The organism is Enterococcus gallinarum NBRC 100675 (assembly GCF_001544275.1).
Classification (GTDB): Bacteria; Bacillota; Bacilli; order Lactobacillales; family Enterococcaceae; genus Enterococcus_D; species Enterococcus_D gallinarum.
Window position 1 is genome coordinate 34920 of the sequence record NZ_BCQE01000001.1, and the last position, 20205, is coordinate 55124.

The 20205-nt window shown below is 42.4% G+C and carries 16 protein-coding genes and 2 pseudogenes; 2 read left to right on the forward strand and 16 right to left on the reverse strand.

Going from position 1 to position 20205, the window contains the following annotated elements; all coding sequences use genetic code 11:
• Positions 1–82: 82 nt before the first annotated feature.
• From EG2_RS00160 to EG2_RS00200, 9 genes and pseudogenes are all read right to left on the reverse strand, one after another.
• On the reverse strand, positions 83–1303 hold the full coding sequence (locus EG2_RS00160) for a DUF1015 domain-containing protein (RefSeq protein ID WP_003128740.1): 1221 nt from the start codon (positions 1301–1303) through the stop codon (positions 83–85).
• On the reverse strand, positions 1303–2487 hold the full coding sequence (locus tag EG2_RS00165) for a phosphoglycerate dehydrogenase (RefSeq protein WP_060813018.1): 1185 nt from the start codon (positions 2485–2487) through the stop codon (positions 1303–1305). Before EG2_RS00165 ends, EG2_RS00160 begins: the two co-directional genes overlap by 1 nt.
• Positions 2488–3561, reverse strand: a complete 1074-nt coding sequence (gene serC, locus EG2_RS00170; RefSeq protein ID WP_060813019.1) for a 3-phosphoserine/phosphohydroxythreonine transaminase — start codon at positions 3559–3561, stop codon at positions 2488–2490. It lies immediately after the preceding gene.
• Positions 3562–3689: 128 nt separating this feature from the next.
• Positions 3690–4613, reverse strand: a complete 924-nt coding sequence (locus EG2_RS00175; protein ID WP_003128737.1) for an alpha/beta fold hydrolase — start codon at positions 4611–4613, stop codon at positions 3690–3692.
• A gap of 317 nt (positions 4614–4930) precedes the next feature.
• Positions 4931–6325 (reverse strand): glycoside hydrolase family 43 protein, encoded by a 1395-nt coding sequence (locus EG2_RS00180; protein WP_003128736.1) that lies wholly within the window; start codon positions 6323–6325, stop codon positions 4931–4933.
• Positions 6326–6357: 32 nt separating this feature from the next.
• The gene (locus EG2_RS00185; protein ID WP_060813020.1) at positions 6358–8148 is read right to left on the reverse strand and encodes a glycoside hydrolase family 2 protein; all 1791 of its coding nucleotides are present in this window, start codon (positions 8146–8148) and stop codon (positions 6358–6360) included.
• A gap of 19 nt (positions 8149–8167) precedes the next feature.
• Positions 8168–9001 (reverse strand): annotated as a pseudogene (locus EG2_RS00190) (carbohydrate ABC transporter permease).
• Positions 9002–9011: 10 nt separating this feature from the next.
• On the reverse strand, positions 9012–9893 hold the full coding sequence (locus EG2_RS00195; protein WP_003128733.1) for a carbohydrate ABC transporter permease: 882 nt from the start codon (positions 9891–9893) through the stop codon (positions 9012–9014).
• Between the two features lie 221 nt (positions 9894–10114).
• Positions 10115–11359 carry an extracellular solute-binding protein gene (locus EG2_RS00200; protein WP_005472664.1) on the reverse strand — a complete coding sequence of 415 codons (1245 nt, stop codon included), beginning with the start codon at positions 11357–11359 and terminating at the stop codon, positions 10115–10117.
• A gap of 246 nt (positions 11360–11605) precedes the next feature.
• Between EG2_RS00200 and EG2_RS00205 the strand changes: the two genes are divergently transcribed.
• Positions 11606–12514, forward strand: a complete 909-nt coding sequence (locus tag EG2_RS00205; protein WP_003128730.1) for an ArsR/SmtB family transcription factor — start codon at positions 11606–11608, stop codon at positions 12512–12514.
• Positions 12515–12638: 124 nt separating this feature from the next.
• Here the strand turns inward: EG2_RS00205 and EG2_RS00210 are convergent, their stop codons facing one another.
• From EG2_RS00210 to EG2_RS00235, 6 genes are all read right to left on the reverse strand, one after another.
• Complete coding sequence (locus tag EG2_RS00210) at positions 12639–13676, reverse strand: Gfo/Idh/MocA family protein (RefSeq protein ID WP_003128728.1); 1038 nt, start codon at positions 13674–13676, stop codon at positions 12639–12641.
• 15 nt (positions 13677–13691) lie between these two features.
• On the reverse strand, positions 13692–14660 hold the full coding sequence (locus EG2_RS00215) for a sugar phosphate isomerase/epimerase family protein (RefSeq protein WP_003128726.1): 969 nt from the start codon (positions 14658–14660) through the stop codon (positions 13692–13694).
• The gene (locus EG2_RS00220) at positions 14657–15376 is read right to left on the reverse strand and encodes a ThuA domain-containing protein (protein WP_003128724.1); all 720 of its coding nucleotides are present in this window, start codon (positions 15374–15376) and stop codon (positions 14657–14659) included. Before EG2_RS00220 ends, EG2_RS00215 begins: the two co-directional genes overlap by 4 nt.
• Positions 15373–16122 carry a sugar phosphate isomerase/epimerase family protein gene (locus EG2_RS00225; protein ID WP_060813021.1) on the reverse strand — a complete coding sequence of 250 codons (750 nt, stop codon included), beginning with the start codon at positions 16120–16122 and terminating at the stop codon, positions 15373–15375. The genes EG2_RS00220 and EG2_RS00225 overlap by 4 nt, the downstream gene beginning before the upstream one ends.
• 26 nt (positions 16123–16148) lie before the next feature.
• Entirely contained in the window at positions 16149–17222 is a 1074-nt protein-coding gene (locus tag EG2_RS00230) for a Gfo/Idh/MocA family protein (RefSeq protein WP_003128720.1), read from the reverse strand.
• A gap of 255 nt (positions 17223–17477) precedes the next feature.
• Entirely contained in the window at positions 17478–18341 is an 864-nt protein-coding gene (locus EG2_RS00235) for a helix-turn-helix transcriptional regulator (protein ID WP_003128718.1), read from the reverse strand.
• A gap of 137 nt (positions 18342–18478) precedes the next feature.
• Here EG2_RS00235 and EG2_RS00240 point away from each other — a divergent pair, with 137 nt between their 5' ends.
• Positions 18479–19267: a PHP domain-containing protein gene (locus EG2_RS00240; RefSeq protein WP_003128717.1), complete on the forward strand. Its 789-nt coding sequence runs from the start codon at positions 18479–18481 to the stop codon at positions 19265–19267.
• Between the two features lie 164 nt (positions 19268–19431).
• Here EG2_RS00240 and EG2_RS19940 read toward each other — a convergent pair.
• Positions 19432–20174 (reverse strand): annotated as a pseudogene (locus EG2_RS19940) (MFS transporter).
• Between the last annotated feature and the right edge of the window lie 31 nt (positions 20175–20205).

Genomic DNA, 20205 nt, shown 5'->3' on the forward strand with positions numbered 1-20205 from the left:
GATTTCTCCACTCCATAAAAGTCTAACTTTTTGGGGTCACTACATTTCTCTGCAGACGTGCGGCTTTTTTCTTTTTAGCTTTCTAGCTTTTGGTTTCTAAATCATGTAAAAACAGACCACTTAACAATTTGGGTTCAAACCATGTAGATTTAGGCGGCATGATCTCATTCGCATCGGCAACAGCCAATAAATCTTTCATCTGCGTTGGATACATCAAAAAGGCCATTGTCCATTCTCCGGAATCCACCATCCGTTCCAATTCTTCTGGACCACGAATTCCTCCTACAAAATCGATGCGCTTATCTGTGCGGACATCTTCAATACCGAGTAATGGCGCTAAGATATTTTTTTGCAAAAGAGAAACATCCAGACTTTCGACTGCGTCATTCCCTGCTTCTTTGATGGTTAAAGAGAACCATTCGTGGCCCAAATACAAATAGAAGGTTCCCTTTTGAGAAGGCTTGCTGCTAGTTGGCTTCTCAATGTGAAATTTCTCTGCTAGATGATCGAAGAAATGATCTGGAATCGGTACATTGACCACTCGGTTGTATTCCCAGATCGCCAATTCATTTTCCGGAAACAAAATCGCTAAGAAGCGCTCGCTTTCCTCACTATTGTTTTTTTCCTTGCGCTTTTGCAAGCCGACTTTCACTGCCGACTCGGTACGATGATGGCCGTCAGCGATATACAACGCATCAATCGCTGAGAATTCTTGTGATAAAGCAGCAATCACCGCAGAATCATCGATCAGCCAAACCCGATGATGGACCTCATGGTAACTCGTGAAATCATAGATCGGTTGATGGTGACTCTGCCAATCCTGGATCGTTTTTTTTAAGGACTCAGGCTGACGGTAACTTAGAAAGATTGGACTCGTGTTTGCATCACAAGCTTGGATGTGATTGATGCGGTCAACTTCTTTTTCTGGTCGAGTAAACTCATGTTTTTTGATTTTACCAGCTACATAATCCTCAATCGATGTGCAAACAACAAGCCCAGTTTGACTCCGCCCCGCCATTGTCAGCTCATATAAATAATAGGACGGTGCATTGTCTTGGATCAGCCATTTTTTTTCTCGAAAAGCAGCCAAATTTTCTGCTGCTTTCGCATACACTTGCGGATCATAAGGAGCAATATTTGGCAGATCGATTTCTGAGCGATCGATATGAAAATAGCTGTAAGGGTTGCCGGCAGCATATGCCGCTGCTTCTTGCGTGTTGACTACATCATAGGGCAACTCCGCAATTTTCTCTGCTAAGTCAGTTTGTGGGCGGATTGCTTTAAAAGGAAAAACTTGAACCATTAATAGCCTACCTCCTGATTCTTGATCACTCGCACGCGAATAATATCTTCTTTAGCTCGTAATTTATCTGCCACCGCTTCAAGCAATGCAGCATCTGTTGCTCCGACATCCACCAATGTGTAGGCAAAGTCGTCACGTCCGCGATTCAACATATTATCGATGTTGATTCCAGATTCAGCGATGATCGAGGAAATTTGTCCTAGCATATTTGGCACGTTGCGGTTAATCACTGTTAAACGATACGGCGAATGGAACGCCATTTCTACGGTTGGAAAATTCACTGAGCGTTTGATCGTCCCAAACTCCAAAAATTTCTTCAATGTGCGGGCAGCCATTTTGGCACAATTGATCTCAGCCTCTTCTGTCGATGCTCCTAAATGCGGTAGAACTAGCACGTTGTCATGGCCCAGTAAGCGTTCATCTGCAAAATCAGTTGTATAACCAGCAATCTCATTATTATCTAACGCAGCAAGAGCTGCAGCTGTATCAACGATCTCACTACGAGAAAAGTTAAACAGTTTAGCCGTTGGCTTCATTTTGGCCAATTCATTCTTGCCCACTAAATGGCGGGTGTTTTCCATCAATGGCACGTGAAGAGTAATGAAATCACAGGTTGTGAAAATTTCTGCTAAATCATTGGCCCGTTTGACTCTGCGGGAGATGGTCCACGCTGTGTCCACCGAAACATAAGGATCATAGCCCACAACTTCCATCCCTAAACGGTAGGCATCGTTAGCGACCATGGCACCAATCGAGCCTAACCCCACCACACCAAGCTTTTTGCCTTCTAGTTCCGTACCGGCGAATTGCTTTTTGTTGGCTTCTGCCTGTTCCTCTACATCTGATCCGTTCAGTGTTTGGACCCATTGAGCACCTTGGAGAATCGGGCGAACACTTAATAACAAGCTTGCAATAACCAACTCTTTGACTGCATTTGCATTAGCTCCTGGGGTATTGAAGACGACGATGCCTTGTTCTGTACATTCTTTGACCGGAATATTGTTCGTACCAGCTCCAGCTCGCGCAATCCCTAATACACTTTTTGGAAAAGGATAGTCATGCAGCTTTTGGCTTCGCAGCAAGATTCCTTCTGGCTCATCACTTTCATTGATGGCATATTTTTCTTTGTCTAGCCTTTGAAGCCCTTCTGGTGCAATCGCATTGAATGTCTTGATCTGATACATTTATTTGACCTCCGCTTCGAATGATTTCATGAAATCGACAAGTGCCTGAACGCCTTCGATAGGGAACGCATTGTACAAACTTGCTCGCATACCGCCTACCGAACGGTGTCCTTTTAAGTTTTTAAAGCCGGCTGCTTCTGCAGCTTCATTAAATTGTCGATCCAGCTCCTTATCGCCAGTGATAAAAGGAATGTTCGTTAGGGAGCGGCTATTTTTGTCTACGGGACTGCTAAACAAGTTCGATGCTTCGATCGCTTGATAGAGCAGTGCAGCTTTTTGACGGTCTTGCGCAGTAATCGCTGCTACACCGCCTAATTCTTTCAACCACTCAAAAACCAGTTTTGCGATATAAATGCTGTAAGTAGGCGGCGTATTGTAAAGGGAACCGTTGTCAGATTGAAGACGATAGTCCAACATTGGAGCAAAGACCGCTTCTTCATTTAATAAATCTTCTCGAATAATAACCACCGTCAATCCTGCTGGTCCAATGTTCTTTTGGGCACCTGCATAGATCATACCGAAATCTTCTACACGATACTCATTGGCCAAGATATTTGATGACATGTCAGCAATGATCGGGACTTTGCCAGCATCCGGAATCGTCTGAAAAGCTGTTCCTTCAATCGTATTATTCGTAGTAATATGCAGATAAGCCGCTGTTTGGTCGATGTTATCTACTGTGATTTCTGGAATATAAGTAAAATGCTTATCTTCACTTGATGCGATCACCTCAACCGTAGCAACTGCTTCAGCCGCTTGAATCGCTTTTTTTGACCAAGAGCCCGTGTTGATATAAAGGGCCTTTTTGTTTTTCGCTAAATTTAATGGCACCATACTAAATTGCAGACTTGCTCCACCTTGCAAAAACAGCACCCGATAGTTATCCGGGATCGCCATCAATTCCCGCAAGAGGGCTTCTGCGTCTTGAATGATCTCTTCAAACAAGGAGGACCGATGACTCAGCTCCATAACGGACATCCCACTGCCACGATAATCCAAAAGCTCGGATTGAGCTCTTTCCAATACGGGGCGGGGCAAGACGGCGGGACCAGCTGAAAAGTTATAAACAGTCATACAAAAATCTCTCCTTTGTTGTTAGATGTGACACCCATTATAGCAGAAGGAGGAATATGAAAAAAGGTTAAAAATAATTAAAATTCTCAATTTTCTGAAAAAAAGATGAAAGCAATTGATGACGTTCATCAATTGCTTTCTAACCATTGCCAGATTTCATGAAATACGACTTGTTTATTGGTTTCATTTAAGATCTCGTGACGACCGCCTTCCAGCAAATAAACTGTCAGATGCCGCTGCCCTTGCTGGTTCAAATAGTTCGCTAGCTTACGGACACTCTTGCCATAATGGCCCACAGGATCTTCTTTTCCTGAAATCAGCAGTAACGGCAATTCGCGATCGATTTTCTGCAACAGGCGGGGGGCACTCGCTTTTTTTGTCAATAAAAACAAATCTCGATAGGCACTTAATGAAAAATGAAATTGCGTATGCGGATCTGCTAAATAAGCATCTACTTGTTGGGGATCACTGGACAACCAATCTTTCGCCGTTCGGTTGGGCTGAAACCGCCGATTATGTTGACCAAAAACCAGATTTTCCATCACGCGATAGGGCCATGCTTGCTGTCGAAAAGGCATCAACGACTTCGTCAATAAAGCGGCACTGGTCATTTTGGCCGGCGCTTCCAGTGTCGTCCCCATAATGATTGCTCCTGCCAATTTTGTATTTTTCTGATACAAAAAATTGCGCAAAACCAAAGAGCCCATACTATGACCTAAAAGATAATAAGGTTGAGCTGGAAACTGCTCCAACGCAAAACGCTGAACCAATCCCACATCTGCTACAAGATAATCCGCACCATTTGTTTCTCCAAATGTCCCATACTCGTTTTGCTCAGCTACTGTTTTCCCGTGTCCCAAGTGATCATGACCGATCACTGTGAATCCTTTTGAAACGAGATATTGAGCAAACGGATCGTACCGTTCAATGTGTTCAATCATGCCATGGATCAGCTGAAGCATTCCTTTGGACTGTCCCTCCGGCTGCCAAATTTTCACATAAAGTTGATCTTTGCCGTTTGAAGATCGAATCATTTCTTGCCTGGTTTTCATCCATTCACCTCATTTGCATTTACTTTTACGTCTACTTTGTAAAACGATTTGCTCCGTCCCATTTGTCTTTATTATACATGGAAGAAGGAAAACTGCCTATCTTGGCCTAGAGCTCTATCAGCGGCTCATCCTAATTACTCAAAAAAAAACAGTATCATGGCACGTCTGTCCATGACACTGCTTTAGGATGTTAGTTTGCTTCATTCGGATCGAAGAACAGCCCTAAATTGAACAAGACAGATCACAGCATGGCCATTTGAGCCACGCCATTGCTTTCAGTGTTATGATATCTAAACCACTGAAAGCAGCTCTAGAAACTATTCTCCCTCTTTTGGTATGATCTCCATCCGATCGACACTCAGTGTGTCGACCCCAATTTCTGAAGACACTTCGATTTTGATAGTGCCTGCTTTCAAATTCATAGTAGTTTGGATAGGCTGATAGTATTGTGACGGATAGACCGCCAAACGTTGGCTGTCATCATCTGTTTTCAGTTGAACATACACGGGCTCATTCAATGACAAATAATCTTGAGTTTTAAGATAAACGATGACCGTCGCTTCACTAGCCTGTCCCATTGTTGGTTGAAAAACCAAACGATCTTCGATCGATTCAAACCCTTGAACCACTTTTTTCATCAATGCTTCCTCGTCTGTCACTGTTACTAAATCACCTTCAAGAAGCGCATCACTGGCGGTCATTCGGATCCTTTTTGCTTCACCACTGGGAAGCTTCTGTGTTTCATTATCCGCTAAAGGAACTTCTAATTTCAGCTTGTTTTCTTCCCATTTGATCGGCTGCAAACGAATCGAGCGTTGCCAGCCAGAATGATCCCAACGAGCAGCGTGAAATATCAACCAGTCTTCGGTGCCGTCTTTCGACTTGGCAAACCCATTGTGCCCGGGACCAAAAACAGTTTCTGTCTGCTGAAAAATCGGTTCGGATTCTTTCGTCCAACTTCGGGTATCTAATGGATCATCTTGGCGATCCATTGTCAAAAGTCCCAGTGCATAATCATTGTCCCAACTTCCACTAGCCGAATAGACCACATTCACCGTATCTTCTTTGATGATCACTTGAGGTGCTTCGTTAATCAACGGCGTTTGCCGCATTTCCCATTCGTATTCCGGAGTCGAAATCAGCTGCTTTTCACCAATGACTTCTGTAGGTGAGATCATTTCAGCAATATAAATATTTTGGGCAATATTTTCATATCCTTCCCAACCTGACCAAAGGAAATACCGTTGTTCGTCTAATTCGAGGACAGTTCCATCAATAGCAAACTTGTCATCCAGTCCTTTGATTTCTTCCAACTGCCAATCATCACTGTAAGGATCCTGGTTTTCGTTGACTAGTACATACATCCGGTGGGTTTCTGAGGGATGATTGGCCGCAAAATAAACGACCCACGTACCATCCAGCTGATGAAGTTCCGGTGCCCAGATACTTTCAAACTCCGCAGGCATTTCCCAGATGACTTTTTTCTCCCCCGCTGCTACTTCAGTCAGATTTTCCGAACGCCAAAGGGTTAAGTTGTTACCAGTAGTTTTCGTATAATAATAATATTTCTCATCTTGAAAAATCCACGGGTCTGCACCATCGTTGTCGATGATCGCTGTGAAATCGTCAACCAGCGTTTCATGAGAAGTACCGCAACCTCCTACGAAAGGAGTCGCCAAAATCAATGCACAAATAATACCATTTTTTCTCATTGTCTCTCCTTTCCAATGTTGCCGTCTGCATATCATTCAACTTGAGAAACATGAAATTGATCATTGATAGCTTTGATTGCTGCCAAGTCCACTTTAGGCTGACGGTCATAAGTCAATAACCCATTGATCTCCTGTTCGACATCGGTCAATTGCGTATAGCAATATCCCCAGAGCCCTACTGAAGCATAGACAGCCGACAGCACCCGTTGGTAGTCCTTTAAGAATTCAACTTCATTGTCGACTGACGTATACCCCCAACCTGGTTGTCCCGATACATCAAAGCCGATGCCACCAAATTCCGTTAACAAGATTGGTTGCTCCTGATAAGAAAAGCCGTTGGCAAAAATCGGCCACGGAGTAGAAAGCCGCTTAATCAGATTTTCGCGAGTTCGGAGGGTTTCTTTAAAGTAATCATATTTCTCAGTTTCTTCTTTTTGGCCATGGGCATAGTTGTGAATGGCGCAAATATCTGTTTCTGTCATTGCCCAACCATCATTTGAGATCACTAATCGTGTTTTATCCAATGCGTGCAAGAAATGATACATTGCTTGAGAGAAATGTTGCTGTGTTCGGTCAAAGGAAATCTTTGGCACGCCCCAGCTTTCATTGATCGGCACCCAAGTCACAATGGAGGGATGGCTAAAGTCTCTGGCAATGATCTCGGTCCATTCCCGCATCAGTCGTTCAACAGAATCTTCATTGTAAATCGCCGGAGCCGCACATTCTACCCAAACCAGAAAACCTAACTGATCCGCCCAGTACAAAAAGCGCGGATCTTCTGTTTTTTGATGTTTGCGGCAACCATTGAAGGCCATTTCTTTTGCTAGTAAGATGTCTTTTTTAAAGTCTTCATCTGACGGTGCAGTCAAGAGGCCACTAGGCCAGTACCCTTGATCCAAAATCAACTTTTGATAGTAAGGTTTGTTGTTCAAATAGACCATGCCGTTTTCCGTATGGATTTTACGCATGCCGAAATAACTTTTCAGGTAGTCAATTGTTTCTCCATCGTTGATTAAAGAAAGTTTAATATCAAATAACCGGGGATTTTCCGGTGTCCAAGACCAACCGTCATGATGGAAATTGCTTCTGAAAATATGTTCCTGAAAAAGATCGACATTGAACTTCATTTTTGCCGAATCTGCAGACAGTCTCCCCGCTGCGATTAGCTGTTCTTTAAAAGAGATCCGATAGTCCAGTTCACACTGCGGCTGGAACTGATTCAAGATCGTTTCAACAGTCACGGTCCCCTCATCAAAATTTGGAGTCAAATTGATTTCTTTCAAATAAGTCTCTGAAACGACTTCCAACCATACTGGCTGCCAAATCCCGGTAGAATTCGTATACCAGATACCAGCAGATTCTGTCTCCCAGAATTGTTTTCCTCGAGGAATACTTTCATCTGCATGAGGATCAAATACACGCACACTTATCGCTTGCTGACCGTCGACCAAATAATCGGTAATATCTACTTCAAAAGAGGTATGACCGCCTTGATGATTCGTTACATGACAACCATTGACAAAGACATCCGCCTCGTAATCCACCGCACCAAAATGCAAGACTACACGTTGACTGTCCATTGCCTGCACTGTGAATGTCCGGTAATACCAGACAATATCGTGAGATTCTCGTTGGTTGATCCCGCTCAATTCGCTTTGATAGACGAAGGGCACCTTGATTCTATGCGGATAGGCTTCCTCCTCTTGATACCATTTCTCTTTTAGTCCTACATTTTTATCATCAAAGGCGAAGTGCCATTCTCCATTTAAATTCAGCCAGTTTTCTCGTTGAAACTGGGGTCTAGGGTATTCATTTCTGCTCATAGTTCCTCCAAAAAACAATTTATTTTATACCACTTTGCAATGACATTGATTCCATGAAACTCTTTTGCGCCACTAAATATAAAAGGAATGTCGGGATCAATGCTAAAAGAGCTCCTGCAGCTCCTACTCCCGGATACGTCATATATTGCCCTTGCAGCAACTGAAGTCCCGGCGTGATAGGCAGTTTATCAATATCGCTCATAACGATAGAAGGCCACAAGAAGTCGTTCCACTAACCAGTAAAACTAAATAACGCAACGACGGTTAAAACCGGCTTGATCAGTGGCAGAATAATATGATAAAAAATCTGAAATTCATTGGCCCCATCGATTACAGCCGACTCATCCAATTCTTTAGGAATCCCTAAGATAAACTGACGAACTAGAAAAATGTTATAGACACCTGCTGCGCCAAGAACGATCACGGCTAGAAACGTGTTGGTCCAGCCTAATGTATCCACGATTTTGAAATTGGGGATCAAATTGACGACACCAGGAAACATCATCGTTCCCAGCAATAATGCAAAAATCAAGTCTCGACCTTTAAACGTCAGCCGTGTATAGCCATAAGCCGCAAAAGAAACGATCACCATCACCAACAATATGTGGGCTGTTGAAATGATCATCGAATTCAAAAACCAGCGAAAGACTGGCGATGAATCATTCCCCTGCAACAACCCTAAAAAGTTTGCGAAAGTCCACTCTTTAGGAATCAGGCTAAAGCCAACTTTTTGAATCTCAGCATCTGATTTGAAAGAGGTAAAAATAGCCCATATCAGAGGAAAAATCCAGACAATACAAACAATAGCTAATACGATAAATGCGACTCTTTTTCCTACTTTATTTTCTCGCATGGCTGTCCCCTTACCTCTCTAATTTTTTGATCATGATAAATTGAAAGACCGAAACGATCATGATAACGATCCCTAGTAAAATCGCCATCGCCGATGACATACCGGCAACGGACGTACTACTGCCAAAAGCATTCTCTTGAATATACATCATGAGTACTCTCGTCGAATTGTTCGGACCACCCCCGGTCAGCATCAATGGCTGTCCATAAATATTGAATTGAGCAATAGTCGTCATGACTGTTGTAAAAATCAGCTGATTCCGAATACTCGGCAACGAAATCCGGAAAAACTTCACTACACTGCTGGCTCCGTCAAGCTCGGCTGCCTCCATTTGTTCCCTGGGCACACCGTTCAACGCAGCTACATAAATGATCAAATTTCCTCCTAATGTCCACCAAATCGTTACGATCAAAATCGCGATCCAGGCCCATGGTTGTGTCCCGACAAAATTGATATCTATCCCAAAAACTTCTTTGATCGGGCCAAAGGATTTACTTAACAGAAACCCCCAAATGATCATTACAGCAGAGATGGCAAACAATGTCGGCAAGTAAAGAACCGATTGAAAAAAGCGCATCATCTTTGGCTTTGCGGACAATGCCACAGCTAATAGCAATGGAATCGCGATACACAGAGGTACTGATATCACTGCAAAGAATAGCGTGTTTTTCATCCCATTGAAAAATTGCGTATGATACAGCGAGTCTTGATCAAATAGAATCGTCTTAAAATTGTCTAAACCAATAAAAATCGGTGAACTAAAAAGATCCCATTCGGTAAAGGAAACATAAACACCAATTACAGCAGGAACCAAAAAGAATAAAATAAAAAGAATCATGTGGGGACCGATAAACAAAACGGGCCAACCACTGAGCTTTTTTTTGCTACTCATACATTACGCATCCTTTCATGCCTTGATAAAATCGACTAGAAAAAGACTGTGACAAAAACCACTTCTGCATGGAAGATGCTCTTTCGTGTAAGTTGCCAAGCTAACCAGATCAAAAGGCCACTCTTTGAGAAATCTTATATGAGTCCTCTTTTGGTATGTGCCTTCTCGACATGTCTGAGCACTATCTTCTTTGCCTTCAGCTTTTGTCACAGACCCTGCGACTATTTCATTTTCTCTTCCACGACTTTTTGGATTTCACCAAAGGTATCTTTAATATCGGCTTTTCCAGTGATCATGTCCCAAGAACGATTGTCGTATTCATCAAAAATGTAAGACAATCCATCGACTGCATTCACAGAGATCGCCGCCTGTCCTTTTTCTGTTTTCAACAAGAAAGATTGCGGCATCTTGACATATTCCTCATTGTCAAGCATCGCTAGTGAAGTTGGATTGGCGCCAGATTTCACCCATTCTAACTGGTTTGCCTGCAACCAAGTCAAGAAATCCACCATTCCCTCTTTCTTTTCATCAGACCGTTCTTCTTTTGTCTTAAACATCGCAAACTGATCAACTCCCGATCCTTGAACGATATTTTCCGCATCCCATTGCGGTGTAAAGGTTTCTCCCCACTCAAAGTCACTGATTTCTTCCATATTGCTCAACATCCACGTTCCTTCTGGCAAGAAGATCAGCTGTTGATTCGCAAAAAGTTTATTGGCATCTTCCCCGTCTGGCACCATGTAGCCCGCATCATACAAATTTTTGAACTCCTGTACCGTGTTATACGAATACTCATTATCGATATTGATCTTGCCATCTTGATCTTGCCATTGCCCGCCCATTTGCTGATATAGATTGGAATAATTCTGCATCCCCCAGGTATAACCAAAGCTATAAACGCCATCTGCTTTTGCTTTTTCACCTGCCTGATTGATTTCTTCATAGGTCACGATGCCATCATCTAATGCTCCAGGAATGTATTTGTCTACCAGATCTTTGTTGTAATACATGACCCACGACCCCATGGTGGCAGGAATCCCATACTGGCTGTCCTCAAGAGTGCCGGTATCCCAAGCTGCTTCAACATAATTGCTGCGATCTAGCTCTGTACCTTTGATCATGTCATCCCAAGAATCCAGCATCTCTTGGTTCTTATAGGTGGGAAGTGCTTCTGAAGCGACTAAAGCCAAATCTGGTACACCTTTCCCCGATTTACCTGCTGTAGTTAGTTTTGAGGTGAAGGTATCCCCTTGCATACTCACTAATTTCACTTTGAAATCCGGATCCGTCGCATTGTATTCGTCAATCGTCTTTTTGATTTTCTCCCCATCTGGTCCAGTTGTGGATGACCATAACAAAATTTCAGAACTCTTGCTTGAGTTGCCGCCGCCACTTCCACATGCTGACAATACGATGCCACACAGCAACGTCGCCCCTACTACTATAGCTGCTTTACTAAATTTCATTTTTCCACGCTCCTATTATTTAACTTATTTGTAAAACGATATTCCAACTCACTTTACTTTTTTCAACAACAATAAAAACCAAACTGTTTACACCGTTAAATTAACATCAAAATAAAGCGCTATCAACAGCTATTTAACAACTAAAATAAAATATTTATATCGTTTAACTATAGTGTAAAATCATCAAGTTATGTTATAATAAACCTGCGCAATCAATTAACAAAAAAGTATAACGAGGTGAATAGAATGGAATTAAATTTAGAGAAAACCTCTTTACCGGTTTATGAAGCTTTAGCCAATGAGACGCGTTTGGCAATTTTGAGAGAGTTAGGCGGGGAAAGAAAAAGCATCAGTGAGATTGGGGAAAAACTGGCAATCAGCAACGCACTCATGACCAAGCACATCAAAAAATTAGAGCAGGCACAATTGATCAGATTAGAAAAAGGAACGGGAAAAGATTGGAAAAAGAAGTTTCTAGCTTTAAAGACTGATTTCATCAACATCAACTTCCCCGAAAAAGTATTTCCAGAAATGAATTTGACTTCATTACCTGTGAAAATTGGTCACTTCACTGATTTTAGAGCCGAAGCTTCTTGTGGAATGGCTACAAAAGATCGCCTGATCGGCGCATTGGATGATCCTAAATCCTTTTTGGCACAAGAACGAGTAGATGCCAGTATTATCTGGTTAAACAATGGATTCTTAGAGTACAAAATTCCGAAACCGCTAAAAAATGGGGAAAAAATCGAAATGCTGGAAATCAGCATGGAGATTGCTTCTGAATTCCCTATTTCCAATAATTATTGGCCGAGTGATATTTCTTTCTATATCAACGATGTCTGTTTAGGAACCTATACTGTTCCAGGAAACTTTTCAGATGTACGGGGGGCATTGACCCCTCAATGGTGGATCGATGAGTTCAGTCAATACGGCTTGTTGAAACATCTGCGGATCAACCGTTTTGATACTTCGATCGACGGAGAAAAGCTGACCGACCATAACTTAAGCGAGATCGATTTGGATCACAGTGATTTCTTTACATTCAAAATTGCAGCACCGGCAACCGCAGAAAACGCTGGCGGTCTAACTATTTTTGGCGATCGTTGGGGCAATTACCCGCAGGATCTGCTTTTCAATTTTTATATTTCGGAATAAAAAAAGACACAGGCAAACAATCACCTGCATCACTTGATGATCTCTGTTAACTCTCCTTTGACTGCAAGATTTAACAGGGATCATTTGCTATGGCGGGATTCGTTTTTCTGTGTCTTGATTGCTCTTATTTTGCGCTGGCTACGGCAAAGATTCGTTCGATCAATTCCATGACGTTGCGAACTTCTTCATTTTTGACAATTGGTTCAGCACCGTGACGGACTACATGATAAAAATTCTTGTAGAAAGGATCAAAATCGGCTTTCGCTTCTGGAAATGGGATTGATTCTGCAGCCAATTCAGATGGCGGTGCCATTGTTTTCGTTAATCCAACACCTGCTTGGACAGGTTTAGGTGCGGCAACATCTTCGCGGCCAGTTGCCCGAACCATCTTACCATTCAACGCCCAATCTTGGATCGTAGCAGTTCCTTCAATTCCCTTAATGTACCAGCGAGGCAATTGGGTGTAATTGGAGGTCCCAACTTCCACGATTGCTTTGACACCATTTTCAAATGTGATCAAAGCAAAGAATCCATCGTCGACTTCTTCTCCCAGAATATAGCTTAAGTCAGCTTTCACATCTTTCACTGGACTGTCCACTAACCAAAGTATTTGATCCAACAAGTGAACGCCCCAGTCTAATACCATGCCGCCTCCTTGTTTTTTCACATGGCGCCAATCACCTGGGATGCCATTTGCACCTTGGACCCGTGATTCGATTTGGAAAAGATCACCGATCTGCCTATTACGATATAAATCGCGAACGATCAGAAAGTCTGGATCCCAGCGACGGTTTTGATGGACCATAAATGTATTGCCTGTTTCTTTGGCCACAGCAACGATTTCGTCTAGTTCAGCAGTGTTTAAAGCAACAGGTTTCTCACATACAACATGCTTACCCGCTCTGAGGGCTGCGATCGACAAATCCTTATGCAAATCATTCGGCGTTGCGATCAGCACTGCTTCAATGGTTTCATCTGCTAAGACTTCTTCATAACTTTTATAGATTTTATGCCCTTTTTCTTGTGAAATAGCTTGTCTTTCTTCCGAAATATCATAGGTTCCCACAATATGGATCCGTTCATTTTCATTCGGCAGGATGTTGTGCACATGGTAAGCACCCATACCGCCATAACCGATGACAACAAAATTGATTGCACTCATTTTCTATACTCCTCGTTACACCCACCACATTGCGGATGGTTCTTCTTTGATCATAATCGATTTCAAATTAGTGATTGCTCGGTTCAATCCTTCATCAACAGACATGATTGGATCTTCATGCTCGATACTCAAGACATAATCATACCCATAGATCCGCAATGCGGAAATGATGTCCGACCAAACTTGCAAGCTGTGCCCGCAGCCAACAGAGCGGAAAGTCCAAGCTCTTGTTTTGACATTGCTGTATGGCTGCATGTCTGTCAACCCATGCATGTTGATATTATCTTGATCAAGATACGTATCTTTGGCATGAAAATGATGAATCGCATCTGCTTCACCTAAAATCTTGACTGCTGCCACTGGATCGATCCCTTGCCACCACAAATGGCTTGGATCAAGGTTACAACCAATTGCTTTACCTGCAGCGTCGCGAAGTTTTAACATCGTATAAGGCGTATGAGCCAAGAATCCGCCATGCAGCTCAATACCGATTTTTACACCAGCAGCTTCTGCCTCGGTATTGATTTCTTTCCAATAAGGGATCAGCTTTTGCTCCCATTGATAGTTGTAATTATCATCGTATTCCGTTGGCCATGGCAGAACAGGCCAGTTGACTTGCGTGTCTGTTGCATTTCCTCCCGAAACACCAGAGAATCCATTGACGACAGGGACATTCATCAAACTGGCCAGCTTGATCGTTTTGCGTAATAATTCATCTGCTTCCTGCGCTTCATTTTTTAAAGGCGAAATGGGATTGTTGTGACAGCTTAACGCCGAGATTTCTAGTCCTTTGTCGGCTAATTTAGCTAAATATTCTTTCCGGTCTGCTTCACTAGCAAGCAACTTATCGATATCCAAGTGGGCATTGCCTGGAGAACCTCCTGTACCGATCTCAACTGTCTGCAATCCTTTTTCTGCAACTTCTGTGATCATTTCTTCAAACGTTAAATGATTGAATAATGGCGTAAATACTCCTAATTTCATTTGCCTACCTCCTCATTGGCTTGATAATGGCCGTACGTTGGGTACGTATTTTCTGTTGGTGCGCACCAACGTGCCGCGTTTTTGATAACTTTTTGTACTTTTTCGTTGTAATAACTCGGAAACGTCTCATGCCCAGGTTGGAAATAAAAGATCTTGCCATTGCCACGACGGAAGGTGCAGCCGCTGCGGAAGACTTCGCCTCCTGGGAACCAGCTAACAAAGATCAATTCGTCTGGAGTTGGGATGTCAAAGTGTTCCCCATACATTTCTTCTTTCTCAAGTTCAATAAATTCGCCGACACCTTCTACGATTGGATGACTCGGGTTGATATTCCAAATTCGACAATGCTGATCATCCACGCGCCATTTCAAGTCACAGGAAGTGCCCATCAATTTCTTGAAGACTTTTGAGAAGTGACCAGAATGGAGGACAATCAGACCCATTCCTTCTAACACCCGTTGTTGAACGCGCTGAACGATTTCGTCTTGTACTTCATCATGGGCCATATGCCCCCACCAAACGAGCACATCGGTATCAGCTAATACTTCGTTTGTTAATCCGTGTTCTGGTTCATCCAAGGTTGCTGTGCGAACTTGAAAATCATCTGCTTGCAAAAAGGCAGCGATTTGTCCGTGGATTCCTTCGGGATACATTGCCTGAACGGTTTCATCTGTTTTTTCGTGTCTAAATTCATTCCAAACAGTGACATGGATCATTGGTAAACCTCCTCAACGATAGCTTTTAATTGCAAATAATCGATGGCCGTCGCTTCTAAAGGTGCGTATTTTTGGAACGCTTCTTGTTCCACGATCAACCAAGGCAATTGGAATTGTTGCGCAACTGTGACATAGTCCTTGATAGGTAAAATGCCATTATTGATTTCTGTGCTTTCTTTTGGTTCTTCCTGCATATCTTTGATATGCAAAAGACCAACGGACTCTTGATGTTCTTTCAACCAAGTGAAAACATCAGTGCCGGAATAAGCGATCCAATAAAGATCTGCTTCTAATTTAAGTGCTGGATTTTCAGCTAACAATTCTTCAATCATTGATTTATTAGGAATCTCGGTAAATTCATGGGCATGATTGTGATAGTAGCATTCAAAGCCCTGAGCAGCTGCTTTCTTAGCAACTTCTGCAAACTCTCGGGCAAACTGTTGCCATTCTGCGAATGTCTCAAATGAAGCATATGGAACCACGAGTCGGTGATTCCCGATCGCTTTTTCATAGGCCAGTGTTGCTTCAAAATGATCCCGCAATGTTTCAAAGGGTAGATGAGAAGCAGCAACTCCCAAGTCGTATTCTTTTAGCGCGTTTGCGACCTCTGTTGCGGAATAACCGTAGTAACCCGCGAATTCGACTCCGTCATACCCGCTTTTTTTGACACTTTCAAGTGCTTGGAACAAGTCTTCTTTACACGCTTCTTGGATGCTCCATAACTGTAGTCCGATTTTTGGTTTCATGCTTTGCTCCTTTTTAGCGACTGCTTTTACAAGTAGACCGGTTCGCCAGTTGCTGAGGATTTGTAGATTGCTTCTAAAATCTCAGTAACTACCATTGCCTCTTCCGGCTTGACCACAGGTTCTGTGTCATTGATGATGGCGTTGATCCAAGATTGTGCTTCCAAGATTTCAGGCGTTTCGCCGTCCCCTTCATAGAAGTCGACACCACCAGTTTCCAACTCAATATTTTTTTCATACAACAAACTATGGTCTTCGCCATTGATTGTTAAGCCATTATTCATATCCGCGCCAGCTTTGCTGCCCATCAATGTTGTTTTTGCTTCTTTGACATCTAAACTGTTCAACGCCCAGCTAGCTTCCAAGAAAATCGTTGCGCCATTTTCCATCACGACAAATCCAAAAGCAGAGTCTTCTACTGAAAACTTCTCTGGATCCCATGACCCCCAAGCGTTCGCCGCATTCTTTGTCTGAGATAATTCATGGTAAGCTTTTCCGACAACAAATTTAGGTTGGTAGTTATTCATCATCCACAATGTTAAATCAAGAGCATGCGTACCGATGTCGATCAATGGTCCCCCGCCTTGAGCTTCTTCGTCTAGAAAGACACCCCAAGTTGGTACTGCACGACGACGGATGGCATGGGCTTTCCCAAAATAGATATTGCCTAATTGTCCTTCCGCACAAACCTCGTGCAAGTAGCGGGAATCTTTTCTAAAACGATTTTGATAACCGATCGTTAATTTTTTGCCTGTTCGATTAGCGGCATCGATCATTGCTTTTGCTTCTTCTGTCGTTTTTGCCATTGGTTTTTCGCACATTACATGGCAATCTGCTTCTAATGCTGCGATGGACAATTCCGCGTGAGAAGCATTTGGTGTACAAACATGCACAACATCTAATTCAGCTTCTGCTAACATTTCTTTGTAGTCGCTGAATACCTGGGCATCTTCTGTACCGAAAGCTGTTTTAGCTTCCACTGCTCGTTCGACGATCAAATCACAAAATGCGACCATTTCCGCTTCTTTTACTTGTGATAATGCCGGCATGTGTTTGCCATTCGCAATCCCACCGCAACCAATGATTCCAATTCTTACTGTCATCTCTTTCCTCCTGAAAACGCTTATTATTTTCTACTCATTCATTATAGCGAAAGGATTTGACAGGTTCTTCCCAATTTCCTCTTAAAAAATTCCCGAAATTTATCTTATGGAACTCTCACTAAAACGAATCAAAGACTCCTTCACACCAAATAAAAGCACCCAAACAAACAGTGAACAATCGCTTAAAAATTGCGCTTGTTCAAGGGTTCGAGTGATTGACAAGATTGGCTCGTTGATCTAGCTTTCATCAAGTATTCAATTATTTAATTGTTTCTGATACTGCAATGGGGATTGTCCTACGGTCTCTTTGAACACGTGATGGAACGTTTTGACACTGGCAAATCCGGCTTTTTCCGCTACTTCTGCCATTGGAAGTTTCTCGTTTGCCAAAATGAATTTGGCTTGATTGATCCGGTATTCCGTCAGAAACTGCATGAATGTTTTTCCAGTATTCGTCTTAAAAAAGCGGGTAAAGTAATGGGGACTGAATCCAACATGCTTCGCTGTTTCTTCCATCGTTAAGACATCTTGGTAATGGGATTCAATATATTCAAACACTTCATCCAGACGTTGCAGCGTTTCTTTGTATTGAGCTGCAGAACGTTTTAAAGGAGCGATCTTTTTGGCACGCGGCGGCAACCCTTGATAACATTCGCCGATCAACTGATACAAAAAACCCATAGTCAAATAGCGTTTACCAGCTACTTGCTCTTCCTCTAACTGGTAGAGTTCGATCAACAATCCTGTGATTTTTTCGGTAAAACTGACTGGCCAATGCTTGCTGTGGGGTTCCCCCTCGTCAAAAAGTGTTTTTAAAGAAAGTTCTTTTTCTCGCAAAATGGTTTCATCAAACAGTGCGAAATCAAACTGATACACATAACGCTCACTCTCTGGAGAAGCCAAAAAATAGTGGGGCTGGCCACTGGCAAAAATGTACAGCTCGCCTTCTTCCAACTCAATGATCTCATCAGCTACCCCAATATTGACTTTTCCTCGTTTCGCATAAATCAGCTCGATTTCTTTATGTACATGGGGATAAACGATCGTCAGCCCATCATTAAGGAATGTCCGAAAGCGAAAATCGCTTTCAAATTCCGGAATCTCAAGATACATACTCATACTGCTATTTACTCCTTTGCTTCCATTCTCATCCATTATAGAACAAAGAATTTTTGTACGAAATGCTTTTCTGATTTTTTATGAAAAAATAGTCGCTTCTCGCTTTTTATGGTATCTTGTACAAAAAGGAGGTTATTATGAATTACTACGATCAGCATTTGCATACTTTTTTATCTTTTGATTCAGAAGAACGCTTCGAAAATTATTTAGCTTTTCAACCGGAATTTTTTGTGGCGACTGACCACTTTGATCTCAAGAACCCTTATTCAAATTATCGCGATGATATTCCCGATTATGAACAGCTTCAACAATGCCATCAGACTTTACAGGAACAAACAGCAACGAAACTTTTGAAAGGGATCGAAATCGGTGTCGTTCCTGGGCAAGAAACACAAATACGCGACTATCTGGATCAGCATCCTTATGACCTGAAGTTAGTCAGCATCCATCAAAACGGTTCCTTTGACTATATGGATGATGCCGTATTGGAGAAAGACAAACTTACCGTCGTCAAGTCTTATTTTGATCAGATGGCCACAGTTTTAGATACTTTTTCTGACGGACATATCCTGACCCATTTTGACTACGGGTTGCGGCGCTTCGACTTTACAGCAGAAGAACTTGCACAGCATTTCGAAAAAGAACTGACAGTTATTTTCAAGAAAGTCGTCGCTCGCGAGCTAGCTTTTGAAGTCAATGCCAAAAGCTTTGGTCCTTATCAAAATGCATCACTTTACGAATATGCGATCCCGCTCTATCAAAGTGTGGGGGGCAAACTCTTTACACTAGGTTCAGATGCGCATAAGTCCAGTGATTATCGCTTGTTATTTGCCGAAATGAGCCAGATGCTGTGCTCCTTCGGTGTAGAACAATTGGCCGTCTTTCAAGGAACCGAAAGATACATGGCAGATTTGCCTGAAGGTTGAGGGAGGATACTGTAAACAAAAACTTCTTCCTGCGAAGCATCCGTATAGCTAGTCGAATAACAATAGCAGAAAAAATCTATCCGGAGAATGGATTTATTTCTTTCCATCTTCAAGATAGATTTTTCTCGCTTTAAGATCGTTTTAATGAAAATGCTACTTCGCTCTTAGTTCATTGTTTTTCGTTTTTGCACATGCAAACTTTTAATTTTGTTACTTTTAAAACCACTGCTGAACACAGCGATCGTCACTACATATAAAATCAGCGGGATAACGAAAGTCACGAATAAAATCCCTTTTTCCGCAGTGCTTGATTGTGACTGATTCGCTGCATAGCCGGTAAAACTTAACACAAATCCCGGAACAGCACCACCTATAGCCATCGCAAATTTCATGATTAATGAAGTGAGAGAAGCAATCAATGCTGTCGCCTCTATGTCTAATTCGTTTCTTATCGTATCAACATTATCGGCCGAAATACTGTATTGCAGTGTATTCGTCAACCCTAATGCAAATTGCACCCCGCAATAGCATAAAACGAAAACGGCTGAGTGATGATTGATGACCAGAAATCCCAGCATACATAATGAAATCAATACCAAACCTGTAATGTACAGATGTTTTTTCCATATCGCTGCGATAATTTTGGAACCAGAAGCCCTGCTGCCAATGCCCCCAGCATACCTAAGAAACTGGCTGCACTCAATAATTTAGGGTTGCTAATAATATAACTAAGATAATATAGAAGTGAACCATTGAAGATGTTCGTTGCCGCTGTAATGAATAGCATTGCTAGAAACAATGAAACAACTGGACGCAGTTTGAATACAGATAACGCATCCTTCATTGTATATTTTTCTTTTACCGGCTTTGTTACATAGGCAGCTTCCGTCCCTCTTTCCTTTACCATCAACGTCCCTACAATCGTAAAAAATAGAACA